Genomic DNA, 21,635 nt, shown 5'->3' with positions numbered 1-21,635 from the left:
ATTGCGTACGCACCACCCACCGGGCAGCATGGAGCGATGTCCTCTGTGCAACTGGTGGAAGTCGGCCCACGCGACGGCCTGCAGAACGAGACCAAAGTCCTGAGTGTTGACGCGAAAGTCGAACTCATTTCCCGCGCCGTCGACGCGGGGGTTGGTCGCATCGAAGCGGTGAGTTTCGTCAACCCCAAACGTGTTCCGCAAATGGCAGGTGCCGAGGAAGTCATGTCCGCGGTGCCTCGTTCCGACGACGTGTCCTATATCGGGCTGGTATTGAACCGGCGCGGTCTGGAACGTGCGCTGACCGCCGGCGTCGATGAGGTGAACGTCGTTGTGGTGTCGACCGAGGAGTTCAGTCAGCGAAATCAGGGTTGCAGTGTGGCAGAAGGGATCTCGGCAGCGATCGACATCGTCCGTGAGACGCGCGCGGCCAGCGTATTCAGCACCGTAACGATCGCGACGTCATTCGGCTGTCCGTTCAGCGGTGAGGTGGCGGCGAGCTGGATCGGCGAGATCATCGCTCAGTTGGTTCACGGTGCTGCGCCCGACGAGATCGCGCTCGCCGACACTATCGGTGTTGGCGTGCCGGCCCAGGTGCGTGCGCTGGCCGATATCGCGGCTGCCGAGGCGCCGGGTATCGAGCAGCGCTGGCATTTCCACAACACCCGCAACACCGGATACGCGAATGCGTTGACCGCCCTCGACGTCGGCGCGAGTGCTCTCGACGCGAGCATTGGCGGTTTTGGTGGTTGTCCGTTCGCTCCAGCGGCCACCGGCAATATCGCGTCTGAAGATCTCTTGTACGCCCTCGACCGTAGCGGGTTGTCGACGGGTGTTGACATGGACGCTGTAATCAAGGCGGCCGATTGGCTTGGCGTCGCGTTGGAGAAGGATGTGCCAGCTCTCCTGGGCCGGGCCGGCGGTTTTCCGTAGCGCAGAGCGGCGAGTTACGTCCGGCCGTTCCAACGAATCGCCGCGGCGGCAGCGAAATCGCCCGCATGCGCGAACGCAGCCGTCATCACGATCTGACCGGGTTCTATTCGGCCGGAGTCGATGAGAGCGTCGAGAGTCATCGGTACTCCGACGGCGAACAGGTTTCCGCATTCGTCGAAGGTATCCGGGTGGTGTTCTTCGGAAAGTTCCAGTGCCTCACGCCAATTGCGGAGGAAGACACGATTGGGTTGATTGGTGATGAACCAGTCCAGCTCGGCCGGGGCGATGCCGATGCGTTCGGCGGCCTCGACCGCGACTTCGGGTACGAGGCGGTTGCCTCGGGAGAGCACTTTGGCGATCTTGGCATTGGTGAATCCGACGTGTATCTGTCCGGGACCGGCTTCCCAGTACTTGCGGGCCGGCTGCGAGACGGCTGTCATGTCAGGGGCGTATTCACCATAGGAGCGGCAGACCGTGGTCAGCACTGGATTGCCGTTAGCGCCCAAAGTTAGTGTCGCCGCTGCGGCGCCGTCACCGGGTATCGCGGCTTGAGGTTTGCCACGAACCTGATCCTGGGTGAAGATCTGTCCGGCGCTGTTCTGCGCCAAGCCGATGAGCGCCTTGCGTCCTCCGCTCGCTGCGAGCAACGCCGCGGCGATCTGGATCATATGGGCGAATGCCGCACAGCCGCCGTTGTGAACGTCGAGGACTGTTGCCGGCTGTAGACCCAGTCGGTAGGCCACTTCGCCGCCGCATCCACGCACGGGTACCTCGGGCAACTGGCTGTGGGTGAGTAGTACGTCGACGTCGTTGAGGTAGTCGGCGCCGTGCCGCGCGGTCAGAATCGATGCCGCGCTTAGGATCATGTCCGCCGACGTCTCGTCTTCGGCTGCATGGTGGCGGAAGGCGGGAGCCCGGAACATGACGTTGTCGGCGAGGTCATCGTCTTGTGCGAAGGCGGCGAAATACGATGCCGGAACCTTGTTGGCGGGACGATAGGTTGCCAGATCGGCAATCGAAATAGCTGGTGCCACAGCGGAAGTCATTGACGCATCCAATCGGGGGTGAGAGGCAGATCGTTGCGGTGACGGTATTCGGCGATGCGGATGAGATTGTCGAGTTCGATCTGGTGACCCGCCCAGAACACATCCCAGAGGTCGCCGACCCATTCCTCGCGGTCGGCGGGTGCGGTATCGGGGTACGGGTTGTCGTCGTAGTAAGGGTGGTGGCAATTAGTCCATAGGACAACAGATCCCGGCTTGCCCAGCACTACCTGGGCGTCGACGACGCGCATCAGATAGATCATCCAGAGGTCAGTGCCCTGATCCCATGCGCAGTGGTAGTCGACGGTCATCGCATCGGCGTTGGCGATGGTGCGGACGAACAGTTTCGTATCCGGGTTGAGCTTGTCGTGCCCCACCCATAGATCGGGCTCATCGGTCTCCTCCAGACCTCGCGTGCTGTAGGTCCATTCGTCGAGAGATTGTGTGCGAGAGAGCCATTCGTAGAGTTCACGCGGCGGAACGTCGGCGTATCCCTGAACTGTGCAGAAGTCGCCGTAGATCTGGTTATGCGGATAGACCGAGCGGATCATATCGACGACACGATAGGTATTGTCGGCGCGACTGTGGGTTTCGACGCGGATCACTCCGTCGAGGGGAGGATTGGCGTTTAGGTCGGATCCTCCGGGGGATGGAGCGGCCATCTGAGTTCCTTCCGTGCGAAATCGGCGGGCGTGCCTCAGGCGGCAGCACGCGATCGAGAGTCTGCCCGTCGTCGACTCCTAGTGAGGAGATCCGACCAAACAGCCTGACAACAGTCGATGCTGGGTGAATTATGTTGTTGTGGAACCAGTCTCAGCCCCGCGAGGCCAAGAATCGATCCATAGTTCGCTCTGCTAGCGCGGTGATCGTCAGTGACGGGTTCACCAGTCCGACCGCGCCAGGGCAGAACGAGCCGTCAACCACGTACAGATTGTCGTAGCCTTTCACGGTTCCGTCGGCGTTGGCGGCTTTGCCGATAACGGCGCCGCCGAGTCCGTGGAATGTCGATCCGGATCCGAATCCCGCTGCGCGAGAAGAGATCACGATTCCATTGTTAGGCGTTCCATGACGGGTTTCGGTTTGATAGTGGAAGTGATTGGCGAATGCGGTGGCGCGGCGATCCAATGTGCTGGTGCCTTCGCGGAACGGATAGTTCAGTTCCGTCCCGCGGGTGCCGTGGACATAGTCGATCGTGCCGCGTTCGTCGGTGTGTACCTGGATGAGGTGCGTGGTGGCGACGCCGCCAAGTGGTGCGGGAAACGGACTGGCCTGGTAGATCATTGCCGCCGGACCGCCAGGCAGCCGGTCGTCGCGGATACGCGCATAACCCGGCCCGCCCTGGCGTGGGCCTTGGGCATCGCGCAGGTTGGTGCGGACGATGAGGAAATCGCCGTTGCCGCCGAATCCGTCGCCGATCTTGCCCGAGAGTTTGGGCAATGCTCCCTGCGCGCGAGCGCGGACCAGCAGGGAAGTGGTGTGATACGAGCCAGCTGCCATGAATAGATAGTCGGCCTCCGCGGTGACCGTGCGGATGGTGCGATGTTTGTCGTCGATGAGTCGAGCCCGGACGACGAAGCCTTTCTGACGACTGCGCGGGCGGATGTCGAAGACCTCGTGCATCGGCTTGACAGTTACGTTGCCGGTCGCTTCGGCGGCCGGGAGGTAGTTGTGGTCGACCGAGTTCTTGGCGCCGCTGTTGACACCGTAGGACAGGTCGCCGACGCTGACGCCGGGCCGGGCTTTGCCGGCCAGTTCGCGGCGGACCAAGTCCCAATTTATTTGGTAATCAACAAATTTCGGCTTGGTTCCATAGCGGGCGACGGTATTGAGCCAGGTACGTGCGCCGGTGTAATTGGGGTGGGCGAGAATGTCGTCGGGCAGGTGGGTTGCATTGAGCATTTTGCGGGCGCGGGGAAAGTACACGCTCGCGAGTTGGTCGTAGTCGGTGCCGCCGGGGAAGACCTCGTTGAAGTCAGCCTTATCCGGCTGGACGGAAAAGGCTCCGAAGACCAGCGATCCGCCGCCTACGCCCGCGCCGTAGACCGACTCGATTCCGTTGCCCTTGATGGCGTCGAGAACTCCCGGATACTGTTCGACGGGGACCTGCAGGGTGCTGGAGATGCCTGCGGTGTTGCTGAACCACGCCGCGCGTTTGTCGGGAGCGTCGAAGGTGGCAAAAGTGTTGCCGTCCTTGCGAATCGGCCATCGGCGACCGCGTTCGAAGACCGTCGTCTTGATACCCGCCCGGCCAAGGCGCAATGCGGCCACAGCACCGCCGAATCCGCTGCCGATGACTATCGCGGTGGCGCCGTCGGGGGCAGCTGTAGCAGGGGGAGTTCCGAGCGAGCCAGCTGCGGCTGCTCCGGCGACGATCGCTGACGTGCCGAGGGCGCCACGCAGAAATGTGCGGCGCGAAACCTGTGAGGATTCTGAGCGATTTGGTTGCACGTTCAAACACTAACCGAAGAGAGGGGCAAGGTATACCTAAACTTTTCGCGGCGGTGACTATCTAGAACTTTGTTGACGCTGGTGTCGCAATTGATCGGTGTGTCGCCGCATAAACGCAGCCAACGTCTGACGCGTATTAGCCAAAGGTGAACGAATAGGCACGCAGCCCCGGCGAAAGCGCGATCGTGACGGTGCCGTTTTGCGAAGATCGATGGCTAGCGACAGTCCGAATGTCGGGTGGTCCGGATACGACGACGGTTCGAGTCGATCGGCCCTCGGTGATGGTCAGCGTGCCGGTGCCACCGACATTGAGGTAGACCTCGCGAGCCCGGTAGGTCAGCGTGAGCCGCGCGTCGACGTTGGCTGTGATGTCGTCCTCGGCAAGCGTCCAGTTGCCGCTGAGTCGGTATCTGTTGGCGGCTGGAGCAACTGCGTCGGTGAAGGTGTGCGGTCCGGCCGTGTAATCGCCGGAGCCGTCGTATGTCTGTTGTTTGGCGATGCCGAGAAATGTCTCCGGTGTCCGTTGTCGATCAGTTGGCGTGTCGTCGGCGAGGTCAGTGGGAGCGGGTAACTCGACGTCGGGGTTGGCCGTGGTCAGTAACGCGCGAATGTATTGCTCATTGCGGTCATATTTGCCTTCCCCGAGACTTACGTGCCGGATCACGCCCTTCGCATCGATGAGATAACCGGCCGGCCACGCGACATTCTGGAATGCGGTCCAGGTGCGGTAGTCGTTGTCGACCGCGACCGGGAATGTCAGGCCAAGTTTCGCTGCTCCGGATGCGATATTGCCGGTGTCGTGTTCGAAGGCGTACTCGGGTGTGTGGACACCGATCACTTGAAACCCGAAGGGCGCGTACGCCTTCCACCACGCTTCGACATGGGGTAGCTCTCGCTGGCAGTTGATACAGGAATACGCCCAGAAATCGATTAACACGACCTTCCCGCGTAACTGCGCGATTGTCGTCGGAGATCCGTTGAGCCACTTGGAGATTCCCGCGAACTCAGGTGCGCGTCCGCAGTTGGTCAGCCCGTTGTCCTCGGCGTTGAATGCCGCCTCCTGGCATGCCCGCAACGAGCCGTTGCCCGCTGCTGCCGGCACGGTGACGTGAGTTTGTAGTGGGTCTGCGAGAGACGCTGTGTAGTCGGGGATTCGACGTTGGATGGCACCGGTCAGGTCGAAAGTCAATGCGACCGCGAGCGCGATGACGAGCACGCCCGCGATACCGCGGACCAGGCGCTGTCGACGCTGGATTCCGCGTACGCGGGCGCTGAGTCGATTGCCCGCGAGCGCGACGATCAGTAATGGCACGGCAACGCCGGCCGCGAAGGCGACCGTGAGCAGAATGGTCTCGGCGCCGATTGTTCCCGTGGCGCCCGCGACGGCGATGGCCGCGAGAATCGGCCCGGCACAGGGCACAAAGACTGCGCCGAGTGCGAGCCCGAGCACGAATCCGCTAGCCGCACCGGAACCTCTAGGCGTGATGTGGCGCTGTGGAATTCGCGCGAAGGCGCGCTCGATCAATTGCTCGAGTGAGGGGATCAGCATCGCCAAACCTACGACGACCAGAGCCGCGAGGCCGAGCCACCGAAGCAGCGATGTCGGGAGGTGCAGCGCCGCGAGCAGCAGCGTGCCGAAGAGCGTGATAAGCGCGAAACTCAGGGTTAGGCCGAGGACGATGCAGACAGGGCGCAAGCGACCGGGTTTGGTGGGCACGGGGTCGGAGTCGTCGGGGGAGGGGGCTGCGGCGCTGCCAAGGAGGACGACTGGAAGTACCGGGAGAACGCACGGCGAGATGCCGGCGAGGATGCCGCCGACAAAGCCGACGAGCAGGAGTGTCACTTGGTCACCAAGTGGTGCCGTTCATGCCGGGGATGACGCAGCGTCCGGCGCGGTCGACGCGCCCGATGAGCATGAGGTCGTAGCCGGTGCAGTGTGAGTTAATCGGTGCGCAGGTGTGCACGGTGGTGATCACCTTGTTCGGGCCACATGAAGTGCCAGGCGCGGGAGCGGCATTGGCGGCGCTGAGTCCGCCGATTCCGGTAATGATCGCTGCGGTGGCGGCGGTGATCGCTGCCAGACGGCGCGGAGTAGAGAGTCGGACCATCGTGGGCCTCCCTAGGTTGACTGCTGTCTCAGGCTACGCCGGGTGTGAGGTGGGTCACAAGGAGAGTTGGACGCTTCTTGGCGGCTACTGCAGTGGAATCTCTACACCTCGTTCCTTATCGGTCCGTCGACCGAAGATTCGCCGATCTGCCTCGGCTATTGCCACGTCATTAATGCTAGCTTCGCGCCTTTCCATCAGCCCTTCCGTGTTGAATTGCCACAGTTCGTTCCCGTGGCTGCGCCACCACTGACCATCGGAATCGTGCCATTCATACTGAAATCGCACCGCTATCCATCTATTTCGGAAGCCCACAGGCTCTTTCGGAGAGCGTAGTTGAGTTCGCGTCCCCACTTCGCGGTGAGGAACAGGACTATTTCGAGCCGACCCGAAATGAACGCGTCTCGATTACGCCATGCCGAATCGAGCGTGTACGCGAGTGTCACTCGTTCCGGATCGCGCGTGTTCCACGCATCCTCGGCTGCCTTGGCCTTCTGAAGGGCCGTCTTTCGGTGAGGCATGCCGCCAGCGGTTTGACCTTATGGGCTGACGATGTTGACAAAGGACTCGCGGCTCCTCTTCGCCTGCTTTCTGGTGGAAGGAGCGATCGTGGTGGCTTCTATCTACCTGGGATCGGCGGTTGCGCGGGAGGCTCACACCGCGGCCCGTGCGCGTATGGACAACTGACAATGGTGTGAGCGTGTTCACGTGAGTACGTTTGTGGTGGACTGGCTGCCACCAGCTGGACCGGCGAAGCCCGGTGGACGAGTGGCTATCCGGTTAGCAATTCGGTAATTGCACGGGTGCATGCGCGTTAGCGTGCATCGACGTCTCCCAGTCCTCGATGGAGACCCGCGAAGGTACATCCTTGATCGCCGCGAGGTGTGTTACGACGTCATTCAGATCGGTGAATTCATAGACACTTCGTGCGACTTCACGATCGATATACCAGTGGGGAAAGTGCAATTGATATGTCTCTCCCGACGGCCAAGACAGCGTAATTCGGTACTGGTGTTCGTCGGCATCCTGCTCCGCCACAACATCGAAGCCGGAGTTTTGGAGCGCATCCTTGAGGGGTGCCATGTTGACGATACCGACTATCGCCAGGCGTCCGAAGATGAGGTCAGACTTTGCAATTTGAGGGATCTCGTAGTTGAAGAATGGGATGACCGGATATCCGGCCTGCTCTCGGTTTTGCGACATGGGTACTTCGAATATACGAAGTGCGGGCTGGGTTCCGTACTGATGCCTGAGTGTGCTCTCAGTGATGTCATCGATCATCTGTGACTGAGCAAAGTCGGTCTCGCGTAGGCCCGAGGCGTTGTAAAACACCGCGTAGCCTAGGAACTTGTCGATCGACATGTAGCTGTAGCCATTCCTCCGCGCTTCCCTGATAGCGGACCGCAACTGGTTCCAGTGGTTTGTTGTGTTGCTCGTCGGTTGGAGAGTGATGGTCCGAATACCGTCTAGATACGAAATCTGATCGTCGGCGGCATCTCCGCGGCGCTTGGCTGTATAAAGCCGTCGTAGTTGCGCGCTCAGTCGTCGGTCTTCTCGCAGACTCATCGAAGGGGGCGCATCCTCGGCAGTGGGTTCCTTGTCGCCATCAAGCTTTTGTGCCAAATCAGCCAGAGACTCGTTGCTGTATGCATTGACAGTTATGACAGCGTTTGTCGTGCCGTCCTCGTCGACGGTTTGCTCGCGAACGGAGCTCTTCACCTCGATCGTCTGGAACCGCCGATCGAGCGAGGTCTCCCCGAACCTCAGAAACGTGACGTCTCCAATCCGAAGCCAGGTTGTCAGATCGTGGACGATCGGGATTCCGAACCGCTGCCCCAGCCAGTCCGTGGCCAGTGCGAAAACCGACTGATCGCTGACCGAGTACTCAGATATTGGCGGCACTGGGCCGTGCATCAGTGCGCCAATATGCTTGCGGTCGGTGAGCATGACCTGCCACGCGAGAGAATTCCCTAAGCACCTCGCGTACCACCGAAGTCTCTGAAGATCTTTCAGAGCACCCTGAGCAGCTGGGTCGACCCTTATCTGCCGTTTGAGGAGACTGATGTCTCGTTGGATACTCGCTTGAAGCTTGAGGAGGGAAACCTGGAAGTCGATGAACTCACTAATCCCATCCGAAATTAGTCTCAGCATGTCGGCGCGTCTTGCGAGTCGGTCCAACTGTCGCATCACCGAGCGGAGTCGAGCATTTGTATAGGGCTGGCCAGTGACGTAGGGCTTCACATGGCAAATTCTAAGACTCGCAGCTGACAGGTTTCGCTGATCGGGTTCCGGCGAGTCCGTTCGCGATACCTCGTCGGTGACCAGTCTGTGACGGTGCGTACTCATCATTCGGTCGTCGCGGTTTGCGGTTGCCGGTTCGGGGCGCTGGGCCTGCCTGCGCTGCATATGGCTACGACAGCCGCCACACGTTCGCCACCGTGCAGCTGTCGGCGGGTGGCAGGGTGTCGCAGTGGCTGGGGTCACGCCCAATACTCACTGACTCTTGATAACTACGGCGACTAGATACCCAGCGATAGCGGCGGTGTGTTCAATAGACTGCTTGAACTCGCCCCGGCTTCGTTCGCGCGGGCACTGCCCGAACTCCAATGTTGTTCAGCTATTCGGACGGTGAGACATCGTTGGTTCCAGTACCGACATCGATAGCTGCCTCGGATATCACGCCGTCAACATCGGTTTTTAGGTGCTCCAGCGCCACTTCAGCGTTCTTTCGCGCCGACTCCAGCGCCAGCCGCGCGATCATGTCCTTGCCGGGATGCGCTGCGTCATAGATTCGCTGTGCTCTATTCCTATCGAAAGTAAGGCGGGGGTATTCCCTGATCTGGGTGCAAATCGTCCGATAAGATCAGTTAGTTTTGGGGTGGCTACCAATTCGAGGCGCTTTTTCAGAAGGGTCGCTTCTTCAATTGCTGGTTCCATCCAACTGTGAATCTCAGTCTGCATCTCCACATCGGTGACAGGTCTGCCAGTAACCACGTCAATCGGCCAGTCGTCGACAAATTCGTGGGTCCTGTGCTGAACAATCCCCAGATTGCGTGTGGCTCTAGACAGTATTGTGTGGATCTCAATAACCATGGAAATTGCCTGTTCGCGCCGCCATTTTTGATACTCACGGGTATTGGCGGCGGCGATAGTGGAGCGGCCGGTCTCAAGGGCGACTTGATACTTTGTGTGGCGGTCGGCCGCAAAAACTTGATGACTACAGTCAACACCCACACACGCGAGACCGCCGACAACAGTACTGCCGAAAGTGTGCAGTCGTTAATACATTGCAATGGCGCAGAAACCAACGCCTATCCCGCCCTCCGTTACCTAACGCAGAGAAATCACACTAAACGGCCCTGACCTGCGGAAATAAGAAACACCCCAAACATTTCACCCCCGTGAGAAAAACGGGCCGTCGTTGCGGATATGTACCATGTAATGGGGGAATGGGGTACCCCGGCGCCCTTTGGGATCTTTGTTGGCGGTGTGACCAGCGACTATTGTGCAGTCATTGTTATTGGTGCAGATATAAATATGTTCTGAAAGAATCCCGCTAAAGGAGTCCCCTCATGAGTGCAATGGTTATCGGAGTCATCGTTGCGACGGTGCTTGGCGGTCTATTTTCGATGTTTGTGCGTGTGGGGAAGACGGTGCAGGCTGAGCAGCGCCGTCAATAAGTCGAGGATTGTTCATCCACGCTCGTTTGATAATGTCGTGGCGAAAGCCGACCTGCTAGAGGAACTAAGGCCCGAAGCTTTCCGTGTCGCCTATGTGGACATCGATGAGTTGTATCGTGATCAGATTATTAACGCGACGGGCGCGGTGATCGCAGAAGCTATGACCACGGCGTTGACCGATGAGGTATTGCGCGAACAAGCGGTCAGTAACTCGGCGAACTGGCGACACACTGTTCGTACCGAAGCTGAGCGGCTAGGCATCATCTGAACCTGTAAAACAGCTTCGGACTGTGGTGATGGATCGCAGATACGACTAAATCGGAACCCCACGTAGTTGCAGGTTGAACCACTATAAGTAGGAGACGATAATTGAACGACAACTGGAAAGAATATCGGCCGATCACTAGCTGGGATGAATATCGAGAACAGAAAGCTGAATGGCGGGACTGTCTTAATCAAGCCTCCGAGGACGAAGATCTGAGCAAGTTTATTAAGTTTTGGATCTATAGTGGATCGTGGTTAACGCCGTGTAGTAAAGCTCTAGAGAGGTTTGGAGCGCGAGGATACTTCGAGTGGCGACGAAATTATGGTTTTCTTCCGCACGAGCCTGAATCTCGTTTGAGATTACTCTACCAGAACGTGGTGGACTGGGAGAGTGGAATATCCTGGGCGTCCCGCCCACAGCATACCGACGGGATGGGAGTTCAACTTGAGGCCCTCAGGAAGTATGCCGATGTCAGTAGAGCGGACCAGACGGTATGGGCTGCATTAGTGCCGCCAGAGGCAATCAAAGCGCGGTTGTGGAAGATTCAGGATATTACGCCTAACGAGTGGTTGGCCCGGATGGGGTCACGTCGAATAGTTGTAGCAGACGACTGTGATGCAGAATGGATTGTCGACCCCAATCAGATAAATCCTGAATTGGTGTGCATTTGCGACGCTGCACCAACGAACGTCGGCACGTTCAAGGTCCCCTACACGTCTGCTATCCCCGAGGGAATCGTCAGAACTTGTTAAACGGCGTCGAAACCGCAGCGGGGTTACCTATGCTGCTGCTCTCGACGTTGAGGATATCGACATCACGAGCCAGCTAGACCTATTGGCGGCAAAAACGGGGACTGTTATAGGCGGTCGCGTATGTGATTCTCTTTCCCTGCTCGTTGAATCCAATTCCGATGGCGAGACACGAGTGTGAAGTGACCGCAGATTTCGCCTGATCGCGAATTATCGGGATCAGTGGTCCTAGTTCATCGGAACTCTTGATGTAGGGCTGGAAGAACGAATCATCGGGAAAGTTCTCATTGATCCAGCGGGTCTCGTAAATGGAGAACCGGTGTTCGTAAGTTGAATATCCGGGGATATTGAACGCGGAGTTTGGGGCGGCGAGGGCGTTGGACGCCAGCGGGCCAGACAGTGTTAAAGCCGTCGCGCCCCCGATGAGGAGGGCGCGCTGGAGAATTGGTTTTATCGTCATTGTGATCATCTCACCAATCTGTGTTGTGGAGGGCTACTTGTCGTAATCACCGGCTTCGACCCCCGGTGGAAGCCGGGGGTCGCCGAAGTGGTGCGGGAGCGATCGTTCGTCCTCCAACGGCGCGCCCATGTATCCGCCGCCTTGCACGACCCCCTGGAAGCCGCGAAATCGTCTGCTCTTCATGCGCCTTCGTAGTACATAGATGGTGGAGCCGATCACGAGGACTGGCACCACTAGAATTGCGCTGACGATAAAAATATCGAGTAAACTCATCGCGGCCTCCCTGACATAACACGCTGCTACTGCGGAAAATCGACGCCGATGGCCGAAAGGCGCGACACCTCGTCTGGCGATGCCGGTCGCCAATCTGAGGGATGCGTCGGAAACTTCGCAGTACCGCCACCGTTCTTAATTGAGACGGTATACGAATGACGAATCTCGTATTGCAACTGCCACGTCGTTCCAATATAGGTCGTGCCATCCGCCAGCTTCACTGCACTGTTGTAGACCGGCTTCGCTCCGACAATCCGGGCTTGGTAGCGAATGTCGCTGTTGGCGATTGGAGGAGCCGTGGGCGAGTAAACTCCCGTAGGCCCTGACCAGCTACCTGTGTTTCCGGGCGAGTCCGGGCTTAGGGAAACCATAGGTCCGGTTGCTGGTCCGCCTTGGAATCCTGGTGCTGGTCTCGTCGGAGGATTTGAAAATGTTAACACCGTACCAGGACCGTGCATGCCCTCGGCGGCTCCGAAACCTGGGTAGTCACCGGCACGCCTACCCAGGCGGGTGACGTCGGCGCGAGTGGATGTTTGGCGGCGAAATGGTTTGAGCAGATCGCCTATGCCGATTCCGGCCCGCGATGTCAATGCAGATGACCCATAGCTAGCGGTTTTTGTTCCTGTCGACCTCAGGGCGCGAGCTGTGCGGGGGTGGGCGACCGCCAAAGCTGCGGCACCGGCCATCAGCCACACACTGGCCGGTATGGCCGGATTATCCGGCCCAGTAGATGCGCTCGCAGTCTGCTGCCGTTGGTCGTGATCGGCTGTTGTCTTGTTGGCTGGAGACGGGCGCGATGGGATGCTGGTTTCGGGGGTGGGAGCTTGACGAGTAACAGGCGACGGTGCCGTAGTGACCGCCGGAGCAGCAGTTGCAGGGGTGGTGGGCACCCGGTCTGGGACACGAGTTGCTGGTGCAATTGATTGTTGGCCTGGTACGGGGACGATCGGTGTGCCGTTGCCTTCACCCGGTCCGGGTCCGGGATTTGCTCCGATGTTCGGTCCACCGCTAGAGCCGTTGCTTCCGGTGGTGGTCGGCGGTGGGGTGTTCTGGGTCGGTGGTGGTGTGTAGGTGGGGACGCTGATGCAGGGCCAGTTTGAGCCGTATTGGGCACGCATCTGATCACATAATGCGTCAGCGGTGGCGGGGGAGTGTGTGGTTATTGCGATGCCTAGCCCGCCTCCGATACCTAACATCGTGAAGGCGAACACACTTGCGGTGGCTTTCCGCGTCCAGGAGATGCGATGCGTGTGGTTCATCGTTTGTTTCCCACGATCGCCGAAACGATGGCATCTGCGCCGGTCCAGAACCAGCGCCCCGCGATCGACATGACTAAGAAGAACACTAGAAATACTGGGATGGCTCCCCATCGGTCCGACCAACCCGACAGGTTCGTCAGGTTGGCTGCCGCAACAATGAGCAGGATGGTGCCTGCCAGAAACAGGACTACTTTGAGTACTGGTATCCCACTCTCGCTGTCGTCCTTAGCCTTCGAGGTGGCGCGAGTCGCCTCGAAGGACGGCTCGTCTATCTGAGGGATGGGCGTGGTTTCGGCTGAACTGTTTGACATCTATCTCTCCCCGATTGCGGGTGTCATGGGTCGCGTATTGATGGTGTGCTGTGCCGCGCTCATAGGTAGTGGGGCTTTCCGTAGACGTGAATGGTGTTGTCGTTCAACGGTGTTGAGATCGCGACTGACACATACGCTCTGACCGCGACCGGTCCTAAACAACCCGAGACCTTCAAATGGACGCCGTCGAGTTCCACTCCGGCGTGCGCGGCGGCGAGCTTCTTTGAACCGAACGACACATCAGAAATCGTGCCCGGGCGCAGGGTGGTGGAGATGTTCGGCATTACCTGCGCACCCAAGATCACTGCGGGCGGGTAACTGATTGACATCTGCGCTGTCGGGCCACCGGTCACCCCGAGGGTGACACCGGAGGTGACGTCGGTGTTGCAGGCAACCGCGAACCCGACTGAGAGTGCCCCGGAGTTGACCGCGACCTTGCCAGTGCCGCGAATATCGGCGGCGCCTTTGAGCGAGAGGTAGCCTTCGCGGGTCCACGGACTTTGATCCAGGGGTGGGACTGAGCGTACTTTCTCGCGGAGCTTCGATGCCGAGACCGTCCAGCCGTCATCGGTGTGCTTGGATACGGTTCGATCGGAGAACGATGATGGTGCTGCGCCCGCGTTAGCTGCTCCATTGAGAGCCAGGCACAACATCGCTGATACGATCGTTATGCCGGTGTAGCCCCATCTGCTGGACATTCGCCCCCCTGTATTTCAAATTGATGTTAGCAAGTAAAAGTACGCTACATTACTGCTTCACGCTCGTCAAGGCGAAATTGTGGATCTTGAAACCATCACGCAGGGTGATGCCCTTCGACATGCGATGTAGCGGCTCTAAAAGAGTTGTCAGACAATGAAACCGCCCCCACCAACCCAGTAATCGGGCAGGTGAGGCGATTTTCGTGGATCGAGCGGGTCAGATTGCGTTCAACGCGTACCCCACGCGTTGCATAACCTCCGATGCCGCCGACAACCCCGCTGCCAACGCCTGCAAATCGGTGGGGTCCATCAACGCATCTTGTACGCACAAGCACATCCCGTTCTCAAGGCCGTCATCGACACTGACCCACGTCTTGACCTCCAACGGCACCGTTACTGACCGGGAGAATGAGTGCGTCAACTCCACCTCGTATGACGCCCACACAATCTCGGTGGACTCCGCTTTCTCGGAAACAACCGGGTAATACCCAGCCCGTCGGCCACTGCACCGACCGCTGCGAGGTTGGCGGCAAACCTGTCAGCTTGCGTGATCACAGTCTCCAACGCCACACGCGCGCATACTTCCTGTGTGCTGCGCCCAGTCATTGTCGCAATCATTCCGAAGATGCTGTCGATCAGATCGGGTACGGCAAGGGTCGGTAGTCCCGGCCTGCATCAACTCGCCCAACCGCGCAACACCAGCACGCAAAGGCTCCACCTGAGCATGCTCAGGCGCTTGGTCACACGCACGGTCAGCAAGCTCAGCGAGTTTGGCAAACGTCGGGTTGAAAGTCGTCGCGGTTGTGATGGTGTTGGTGGTTTCGATAGTCATTTCGGGCGTCCTCCGGTCGGTGAAAATTCCTGGTCGGAGTGGTCGCAAAATGACGCCTGTGGACCCCCTGTTTTCCATGCGCTTGCCATGCACGAACCTCCGCATGGCAACTTGTGAAACAAGAAAACCCCTGATGAACAGGGGTCTCTCGGTGCCCCCGGTGAGACTCGAACTCACACTGGACGGGTTTTGAATCCGTTGCCTCTGCCAATTGGGCTACGGGGGCGTGCGGCCCGTTAGCCGCGAAAGATCACTCTAGTAGATCGGTCCCAGGAGAAGCCAACCCGGTAGGGTCAAGGGTGCCCGACGTGCGGTGATCGTCGGCGAATGTGTTTGGGAGAGAGGCGAAAGCGATGACTGACGGCAAACAGGTGGGCGACGCAGCCTTGACCGCGCATCGCGTTTTGGTCGCCGAGGACGATTCGCTGATCCGGATGGACCTCATCGAGATGCTGCGCGAAGAAGGCTACGACGTCGTGGGGGAGGCGCCCAATGGGCAGGTCGCCGTCGACCTCACCGTCCAACTCAACCCCGACCTCGTGATCATGGATATCAAGATGCCTATCCGCGACGGCATCGACGCGGCAACCGAGATCGCCGCCAAACGCCTTGCGCCCGTGGTGATGCTGACGGCGTTCAGTCAGCGCGACTTCATCGAGAAGGCACGCGACGCCGGTGCGATGGCCTACCTCGTCAAGCCGTTCACGAAAACAGATCTGGTACCTGCGATCGAAGTCGCGGTTAGTCGCTACCAGGAGTTAACCGCGCTGGAGAACGAGGTTGCCACCATCGGCGACCGTCTGGAAACCCGCAAACTCGTCGATCGCGCCAAGGGGCTGCTGATGGCGAAGCAGGAAATGAGTGAGCCGGAGGCATTCAGTTGGATCCAGCGCGCCGCGATGGACCGCCGCACGACGATGAAGGCTGTCGCGCAGGTCGTCGTCGAAACTCTCGGCTGAGCCCGGGTAAACCGCCCAAAACGGACATCTTGTTAAATCTGTGAAACTCTCCCAGAAGAGTGCCTGCACGGTTGTCCCAAAAGCGCGCGCCCGCCCGATCTTCGGTTTATCTTTTTGCGAGGGTCTTCCCTGTGAACCTCCGCGTACCGGCGTCGGAGGGCAAGTGAGAGGTAGCTCATGCACCGTCGCATCACCACGGCCACCATAGCGGTGGCACTGACCGGAGTACTCGCAGTCTCCGCATGTGGCAGTAAGTCAACAGATTCCGACGACACGGGGAGTAGCGCCGGGGCGCCCAGCTCCGGACTGTCGATCGACAAGCTCGCGCAGATCAACACGTCGGGCCAGGAAGTGCCGGTCACCTCAGAGACCGATGCCGTCAGCCCGGCCGGCGATGGCAACGCCAAATGTCCCAACACGACCATTGCGATGGCCGGCGCGCTCACTGGCGCCGACGCCGCGCTGGGCATCAACATCCGCTACGGCGCGCAGTTGGCCGTCGATCAACACAACGCGGCGAATGCCGGATGCAAGATCACCCTGAAAACCTTTGACACAGAAGGTGATCCGCAGAAGGCGACGCAGGTCGCGCCGCGGATCGTCGGCGATGACTCGATCGTCGCGCTGATCGGCCCGGCGTTCTCCGGCGAGACGAAGGCGACCGGCGGCGTATTCAACCAAGCCGGTTTGGTGTCGGTCACCGCCTCGGCGACCAACCCCGCACTCACCGACAACGGCTGGAAGACTTTCTACCGCGGCCTGGCCAACGACGACGTGCAGGGACCGGCCGTCGCCAAGTACCTCACCGGCAAACTCGGCAAGAAGAAGGTCTGCGTCATCAAAGACGACACCGAGTACGGTGCCGGCCTTGCACGCGCGGTCACCGCGTCGCTGGGATCGGCCAACGCCGACTGCAATGGTGACGTGAAGAAGGGGGAGCGCGACTTCTCCGCAGTGGTTACCAAGACCCAGCAGGCCAATCCCGACGCCGTGTTCTACGCGGGGTATTACTCGGAGGCCGCTCCTCTTGCGCAGCAACTGAAGTCGGCTGCCCCCGACGTCACCTTCGTCTCCGGTGACGGCGCCAATGACCCCAACTTCATCTCGTTGGCGGGTAACTCGGCCAAGGGTGCGGTGCTCTCCTGCCCGTGTGGTCCGGCACCGGACAAGTTCAAGGCGGACTACACCGCGAAGTTCAACCAGGCCCCTGGCGTCTACTCGGTCGAGGCATATGACCTCGCGACCATCCTGATGAAGGGCATCGTCGAGGGCAAGCGCACTCGGCCAGCTCTGGTGAACTACATCAAGAACTACAGCGGCAACGGACTGGCACGTAAGTACCAGTGGACCCCGAAGGGTGAGCTCACCTCATCCAATATCTGGGTCTACGAGGTCAAGTAATTCGATGACACACAGCATGTCCGGACGACCTAAGTCCGGACATGCTGTGTTGTCGTCGTCTCACCTGCGGTGGCCTGTAACTAACGCGAGAAGATAGCGCGGTGAAATTTCACGAATGATCGTCCATACTCTTGCCGAGTCGGCAGCGCTGGCTCCTCATCTGCTCGACCCACAGACCCTCGCCTCCGACATCTCCTTCGATCTCGGTGCGCTGCGCACGGGATTCTGGAGCCTGACGATTGAGGGCCTGGCCTACGGAGCGATCTACGCCCTGGTGGCGGTCGGTTACACCCTGGTCTACGGCGTCCTCAAACTCATCAACTTCGCCCACTCCGAGATTTTCATGCTCGGAATGTTCGGGCAATATGTCGGTCTATTGCTGTTGGGCTTCTCGCCGTCGGGTGACACCTACAGCATGGGCACAATGATGACTATCGCCTACCTGCTTGCCGCCGGTCTGATCGGAATGACCGTATCGGGCACTGCTGCAGTAGGTTTGGAGTTCATCGCCTATCGTCCGCTACGTCGTCGCGGTGCCAAACCACTTGCGTTTCTGATCACCGCGATCGGCATGTCCTTTGTTCTGCAGGAAGTAGTGCATTACCTCCTACCGAAGATCAACACGACGCCGCGTCTTGGTGGATCGACGGCCCAACCACAGATCAAATTGGTCGATCCGACGGTGCAGTTCCACGTCTTCGGTGCGCCGGTGTCGAATCTAACGCTGGTCACCATAATCGTGGCGATCGGGCTGGCGTTGGGTACCGACCTGATGCTGAATAGGACAAAGCTCGGTCGTGGGGTCCGCTCGGTCGCCCAGGACCCCGACGCTGCGTTGCTGATGGGCGTCTCTCGCGAGCGCACCATCATGGTCACGTTCCTGATCGGCGGAATTCTCGCTGGGGCTGCCGCACTTTTCTACACCCTGCGCATCCCCACAAATATCGTCTACTACGGCGGATTCATCCTCGGTATCAAGGCATTCTGCGCGGCGGTGCTCGGTGGAATCGGCAATGTGCGCGGGGCGTTGGTCGGTGGTCTGTTGCTCGGCGTGATGGAGAACTACGGTTCGGTGGTTTTCGGCAATCAGTGGAAAGACGTTGTGGCTTTCGCATTGCTGATCCTCGTGCTGATGTTCCGACCGACCGGCATCCTTGGGGAGAAGCTCGGAAAGGCACGCGTATGAACGAGACCAGTACAGCGCGCACCAGTCGGCTCAGCAGCCGGTGGGCGTCGATCCGCGACCGCTGGAACGATTTGTCACGGCCGATGCAGTGGCTGGTAGGTGCGCCGCTGATCCTGCTGATCGCGCTTCTGCCGGTTATCAATCCGCCGTTTATCGCAACAACCGCCGTAGACTTCGGTGCGACGATGGCTCAGGTGGCGATGGTCGCGTTGATCGCAATCGGCCTGAATGTTGTTGTGGGACAGACAGGTCTGCTCGACCTTGGGTATGTCGGGTTCTACGCCGTAGGCGCATACGTCGTCGCGTTACTGACGAGTCCGGCCAGCCCGCTCTGGGATAGCATCGACCACGGATTGTTCTCGAGTCCCTGGGCATGGCTGGCGTGTGTTCCGCTGGCGATCATTATCACCGGCATCACCGGCGTCATATTGGGCACGCCGACGCTGCGGGTGCGAGGTGATTACCTCGCGATCGTGACGCTCGGTTTCGGTGAGATCGTCCGACTGTTGGCCGACAACCTCACCGGTCTCACCAACGGCGCGGCCGGCCTCAACAACGTGTTGTTCCCGGAACTGGGCAAGAGCGATGCCCACCCGGAGGGAGTCTTCTCCAACTCGAACGATTCCGGAATCAGCTACGGCGTCTGGTGGTACTGGCTGGGTATCGCCGCGATCATCGTTGTCCTACTGGTGGTCGGCAATCTGGAGCGCAGCCGAGTCGGACGCTCCTGGATCGCCATCCGCGAAGACGAGGACGCGGCCGAGATCATGGGAGTGCCCACATTCAAGTACAAGTTGTGGGCCTTCGTCATTGGCGCAGGTGTCGGCGGCCTATCTGGCGCGATCTACGCCGGCCAAGTCCAGTACGTCGACCCGAAGGCGTTCACCGTCATCAACTCGATGCTGTTCCTGTGCGCCGTGGTACTTGGTGGCCAGGGCAACAAACTCGGGGTGATCGTCGGCGCGTTTATCGTCGTATATCTGCCGGCGAAAGTGCAGGGCGTCGAAGTCGGTGGGCAATCGCTCGGCGACTACAAGTACCTGTTCTTCGGAGTCGCGTTGGTGCTGTTGATGATCTTCCGCCCACAGGGACTCTTCCCGGCGCGGGCCAGACTAATCACCTTCGGTCGCAAGGTCTATTCGACGGCGCGACGCGTTCCCGAGTCCGGAACCGTTGCGCAGGAGGCACGTTCATGAGACATCGACGCTCCGACGACTGGACCTCTGACTCAGTACAGCAGCCGGCCGACCAAACACCTGGCATCGAATCGCCAACCGTCGATCCGCCGCAACCGCTACCCGACGACGCCGCCCCTGATACCACCGCCCCCGATACCACCGCCCCCGATACCACCGTCATCGTCGATCCCGCCGCCATCGACCCGGCTCTCGCAGACCCAGAAGCGGTCGCGGAAATCGTTGCGCCGCAACGGGAGATCGCTTCGGAAGAGGGGGAGGTGCTACTCGAGGTCGATGGAATCACTGTCGAATTCGGCGGACTGGCCGCCCTCGACGACGTCACCTTCGACATCAAACGAGGCGAGATCCTCGGCTTGATCGGACCAAACGGAGCCGGTAAGACGACATGCTTCAACGCCATCACCGGCGTCTATCGGCCCAGCCGGGGCACGGTGGTCTTCGACGGGAAAGTCCTCGGAAAAGTTAAGCAGCACAAGATCACTCGGCTGGGAATCGCCCGCACATTCCAGAACGTGCGACTGTGGGGCGAGATGACGGCATTGGAAAATGTCGCGGTCGGGACCGACGCCCGGCATCACACCTCGGTCGCCGGAGCGATCTTCCGCACCCCACGGCACTATCGCGAGGAACACGACGCCGTCGACCGCGGGATGGCCCTACTGGAATTCGTCGGGATCGCCCCGCGCGCCGCCGAAAAGGCGTCGAATCTTTCCTATGGTGACCAACGGCGACTGGAGATCGCGCGGGCGTTGGCGACCGAACCGAAATTGCTATGCCTCGACGAACCAGCGGCAGGCTTCAACCCGCGGGAGAAGGCCGCGCTGATGGATCTCATCCGCAAGATCCGCGACGACGGTTACACGGTGCTACTCATCGAACACGACATGCGGCTGGTCATGGGGGTCACCGACCGAATCGTGGTGCTGGAGTTCGGTCGTAAGATCGCCGAGGGGACCCCGGCGCAGGTGCGTGAGAATCCCGCAGTCATTGCGGCCTACCTTGGAGTTCCTGATGACGACATCGCCTGAATCGCCGGTGAACGACGCGCTGCTGACTATCGAGGACCTCGCCGTTCACTACGGCCGGATCGAGGCGTTGCACGGCATCTCGCTGCACGTCGGGACCGGAGAGCTGGTGACTCTGCTTGGTGCGAACGGGGCGGGGAAGTCGACGACGATGCGTGCGCTGTCCGGACTGCATAAGCCCACGACTGGGCGAATCGTGTTCGACGGCACCGATATCACCTCGGCCTCAACGCATTCCCGAGTGGAGCAGGGAATCATTCAGGTGCCCGAAGGCCGGCACATCTTCCCCGGCATGACTGTGCAGGAAAATCTCGACATGGGCTGTTATGCAAGGAAATTCAAGTCGAAGGCGACGTATAAGTCGACCCTCGGCCACGTCTTCGGCCTGTTTCCCCGGTTGGCCGAGCGGCGGGGCCAATACGGCGGCACCATGTCGGGTGGTGAACAGCAGATGCTCGCAATCGGCCGCGCACTGATGGCGCGGCCCCGGCTACTGCTTCTCGACGAACCGTCAATGGGTTTGGCGCCCAAGGTTATTGCGCAGATCTTCGCGATCATCAAGCAGATCAACTCCGAGGGGACAACCGTGTTGCTGGTCGAGCAGAACGCGCAGCAGGCGTTGAGCCGGTCCGACCGCGCCTACATCATGGAAACCGGTGTCATCACCAAGGAAGGTGCCGGGCGGGAGCTGCTGCATGACAACGCCGTGCGGGACGCTTACCTGGGAGTCGCGTAACCGCGCCCCAGCTTGTCGGTAGGACCCACTAGACTCCACACGGTGAGTGACACCAAGACCGCCCAAGAGACGCCGA

The 21,635-nt window shown here is 59.9% G+C and carries 20 protein-coding genes, 1 tRNA gene and 1 pseudogene; 8 read left to right on the top strand and 14 right to left on the bottom strand.

Translation table 11 applies throughout. The annotated features are described in order from the left end of the window. Positions 1-36: 36 nt before the first annotated feature. Positions 37-930: a hydroxymethylglutaryl-CoA lyase gene (locus tag AAFP29_RS18240; RefSeq protein WP_419218833.1), complete on the top strand. Its 894-nt coding sequence runs from the start codon at positions 37-39 to the stop codon at positions 928-930. A 14-nt stretch (positions 931-944) separates the two neighbouring features. Here AAFP29_RS18240 and AAFP29_RS18235 read toward each other — a convergent pair whose 3' ends face one another. From AAFP29_RS18235 to AAFP29_RS18195, 9 genes and pseudogenes are all read right to left on the bottom strand, one after another. After that, a complete protein-coding gene (locus AAFP29_RS18235) occupies positions 945-1,976 on the bottom strand; it encodes a 3-oxoacyl-[acyl-carrier-protein] synthase III C-terminal domain-containing protein (RefSeq protein WP_419218832.1) in 1,032 nt (343 codons plus the stop codon). After that, the gene (locus AAFP29_RS18230; protein ID WP_419218831.1) at positions 1,973-2,635 is read right to left on the bottom strand and encodes an SRPBCC family protein; all 663 of its coding nucleotides are present in this window, start codon (positions 2,633-2,635) and stop codon (positions 1,973-1,975) included. The genes AAFP29_RS18235 and AAFP29_RS18230 overlap by 4 nt, the downstream gene beginning before the upstream one ends. Before the next feature lie 151 nt (positions 2,636-2,786). Further along, on the bottom strand, positions 2,787-4,421 hold the full coding sequence (locus AAFP29_RS18225; protein WP_419218830.1) for a GMC oxidoreductase: 1,635 nt from the start codon (positions 4,419-4,421) through the stop codon (positions 2,787-2,789). Positions 4,422-4,557: 136 nt separating this feature from the next. Beyond that, positions 4,558-6,264 (bottom strand): cytochrome c biogenesis protein CcdA, encoded by a 1,707-nt coding sequence (locus tag AAFP29_RS18220; protein WP_419218829.1) that lies wholly within the window; start codon positions 6,262-6,264, stop codon positions 4,558-4,560. Positions 6,265-6,268: 4 nt separating this feature from the next. After that, positions 6,269-6,529, bottom strand: a complete 261-nt coding sequence (locus AAFP29_RS18215; RefSeq protein ID WP_419218828.1) for a hypothetical protein — start codon at positions 6,527-6,529, stop codon at positions 6,269-6,271. Between the two features lie 195 nt (positions 6,530-6,724). After that, a pseudogene (locus tag AAFP29_RS18210) lies at positions 6,725-7,047 on the bottom strand (DUF1348 family protein); the annotation flags it as partial. Positions 7,048-7,306: 259 nt separating this feature from the next. Further along, positions 7,307-8,473 (bottom strand): hypothetical protein, encoded by a 1,167-nt coding sequence (locus AAFP29_RS18205; protein ID WP_419218827.1) that lies wholly within the window; start codon positions 8,471-8,473, stop codon positions 7,307-7,309. Between the two features lie 670 nt (positions 8,474-9,143). Next, positions 9,144-9,287, bottom strand: a complete 144-nt coding sequence (locus AAFP29_RS18200; protein ID WP_419218826.1) for a hypothetical protein — start codon at positions 9,285-9,287, stop codon at positions 9,144-9,146. Next, positions 9,284-9,760 carry a hypothetical protein gene (locus tag AAFP29_RS18195; protein ID WP_419218825.1) on the bottom strand — a complete coding sequence of 159 codons (477 nt, stop codon included), beginning with the start codon at positions 9,758-9,760 and terminating at the stop codon, positions 9,284-9,286. The genes AAFP29_RS18200 and AAFP29_RS18195 overlap by 4 nt, the downstream gene beginning before the upstream one ends. Positions 9,761-10,243: 483 nt before the next feature. On the opposite strand from AAFP29_RS18195, the gene AAFP29_RS18190 reads away from it, so the two are divergent. Then, complete coding sequence (locus AAFP29_RS18190; protein ID WP_419218824.1) at positions 10,244-10,474, top strand: hypothetical protein; 231 nt, start codon at positions 10,244-10,246, stop codon at positions 10,472-10,474. An 828-nt stretch (positions 10,475-11,302) separates the two neighbouring features. Here AAFP29_RS18190 and AAFP29_RS18185 read toward each other — a convergent pair. From AAFP29_RS18185 to AAFP29_RS18165, 5 genes are all read right to left on the bottom strand, one after another. Continuing rightward, complete coding sequence (locus AAFP29_RS18185) at positions 11,303-11,689, bottom strand: hypothetical protein (protein ID WP_419218823.1); 387 nt, start codon at positions 11,687-11,689, stop codon at positions 11,303-11,305. A gap of 24 nt (positions 11,690-11,713) precedes the next feature. Beyond that, the gene (locus tag AAFP29_RS18180; protein WP_419218822.1) at positions 11,714-11,953 is read right to left on the bottom strand and encodes a hypothetical protein; all 240 of its coding nucleotides are present in this window, start codon (positions 11,951-11,953) and stop codon (positions 11,714-11,716) included. A gap of 1,255 nt (positions 11,954-13,208) precedes the next feature. After that, positions 13,209-13,523: a hypothetical protein gene (locus AAFP29_RS18175; protein ID WP_419218821.1), complete on the bottom strand. Its 315-nt coding sequence runs from the start codon at positions 13,521-13,523 to the stop codon at positions 13,209-13,211. 59 nt (positions 13,524-13,582) lie between these two features. Beyond that, entirely contained in the window at positions 13,583-14,221 is a 639-nt protein-coding gene (locus AAFP29_RS18170) for an MspA family porin (RefSeq protein WP_419218820.1), read from the bottom strand. A gap of 984 nt (positions 14,222-15,205) precedes the next feature. Continuing rightward, a tRNA-Leu gene (locus tag AAFP29_RS18165) sits at positions 15,206-15,279 on the bottom strand. Between the two features lie 127 nt (positions 15,280-15,406). On the opposite strand from AAFP29_RS18165, the gene AAFP29_RS18160 reads away from it, so the two are divergent. From AAFP29_RS18160 to AAFP29_RS18135, 6 genes are all read left to right on the top strand, one after another. Further along, positions 15,407-16,012 carry an ANTAR domain-containing response regulator gene (locus AAFP29_RS18160; RefSeq protein ID WP_419218819.1) on the top strand — a complete coding sequence of 202 codons (606 nt, stop codon included), beginning with the start codon at positions 15,407-15,409 and terminating at the stop codon, positions 16,010-16,012. Positions 16,013-16,189: 177 nt separating this feature from the next. Then, positions 16,190-17,413 carry a branched-chain amino acid ABC transporter substrate-binding protein gene (locus tag AAFP29_RS18155; protein WP_419218818.1) on the top strand — a complete coding sequence of 408 codons (1,224 nt, stop codon included), beginning with the start codon at positions 16,190-16,192 and terminating at the stop codon, positions 17,411-17,413. Positions 17,414-17,528: 115 nt separating this feature from the next. After that, a complete protein-coding gene (locus AAFP29_RS18150) occupies positions 17,529-18,599 on the top strand; it encodes a branched-chain amino acid ABC transporter permease (RefSeq protein WP_419218817.1) in 1,071 nt (356 codons plus the stop codon). Beyond that, entirely contained in the window at positions 18,596-19,795 is a 1,200-nt protein-coding gene (locus AAFP29_RS18145) for a branched-chain amino acid ABC transporter permease (protein ID WP_419218816.1), read from the top strand. Before AAFP29_RS18150 ends, AAFP29_RS18145 begins: the two co-directional genes overlap by 4 nt. Continuing rightward, a complete protein-coding gene (locus AAFP29_RS18140) occupies positions 19,792-20,826 on the top strand; it encodes an ATP-binding cassette domain-containing protein (protein ID WP_419218815.1) in 1,035 nt (344 codons plus the stop codon). Before AAFP29_RS18145 ends, AAFP29_RS18140 begins: the two co-directional genes overlap by 4 nt. Next, positions 20,810-21,559, top strand: coding sequence for an ABC transporter ATP-binding protein (locus AAFP29_RS18135; protein WP_419218814.1), 750 nt, complete (start codon positions 20,810-20,812; stop codon positions 21,557-21,559). The genes AAFP29_RS18140 and AAFP29_RS18135 overlap by 17 nt, the downstream gene beginning before the upstream one ends. Positions 21,560-21,635: the final 76 nt, after the last annotated feature.

It is taken from the genome of Gordonia sp. CPCC 205333, from assembly GCF_048537885.1.
GTDB lineage: Bacteria > Actinomycetota > Actinomycetes > Mycobacteriales > Mycobacteriaceae > Gordonia.
This window is presented reverse-complemented; position numbering and strand designations above follow the sequence as displayed.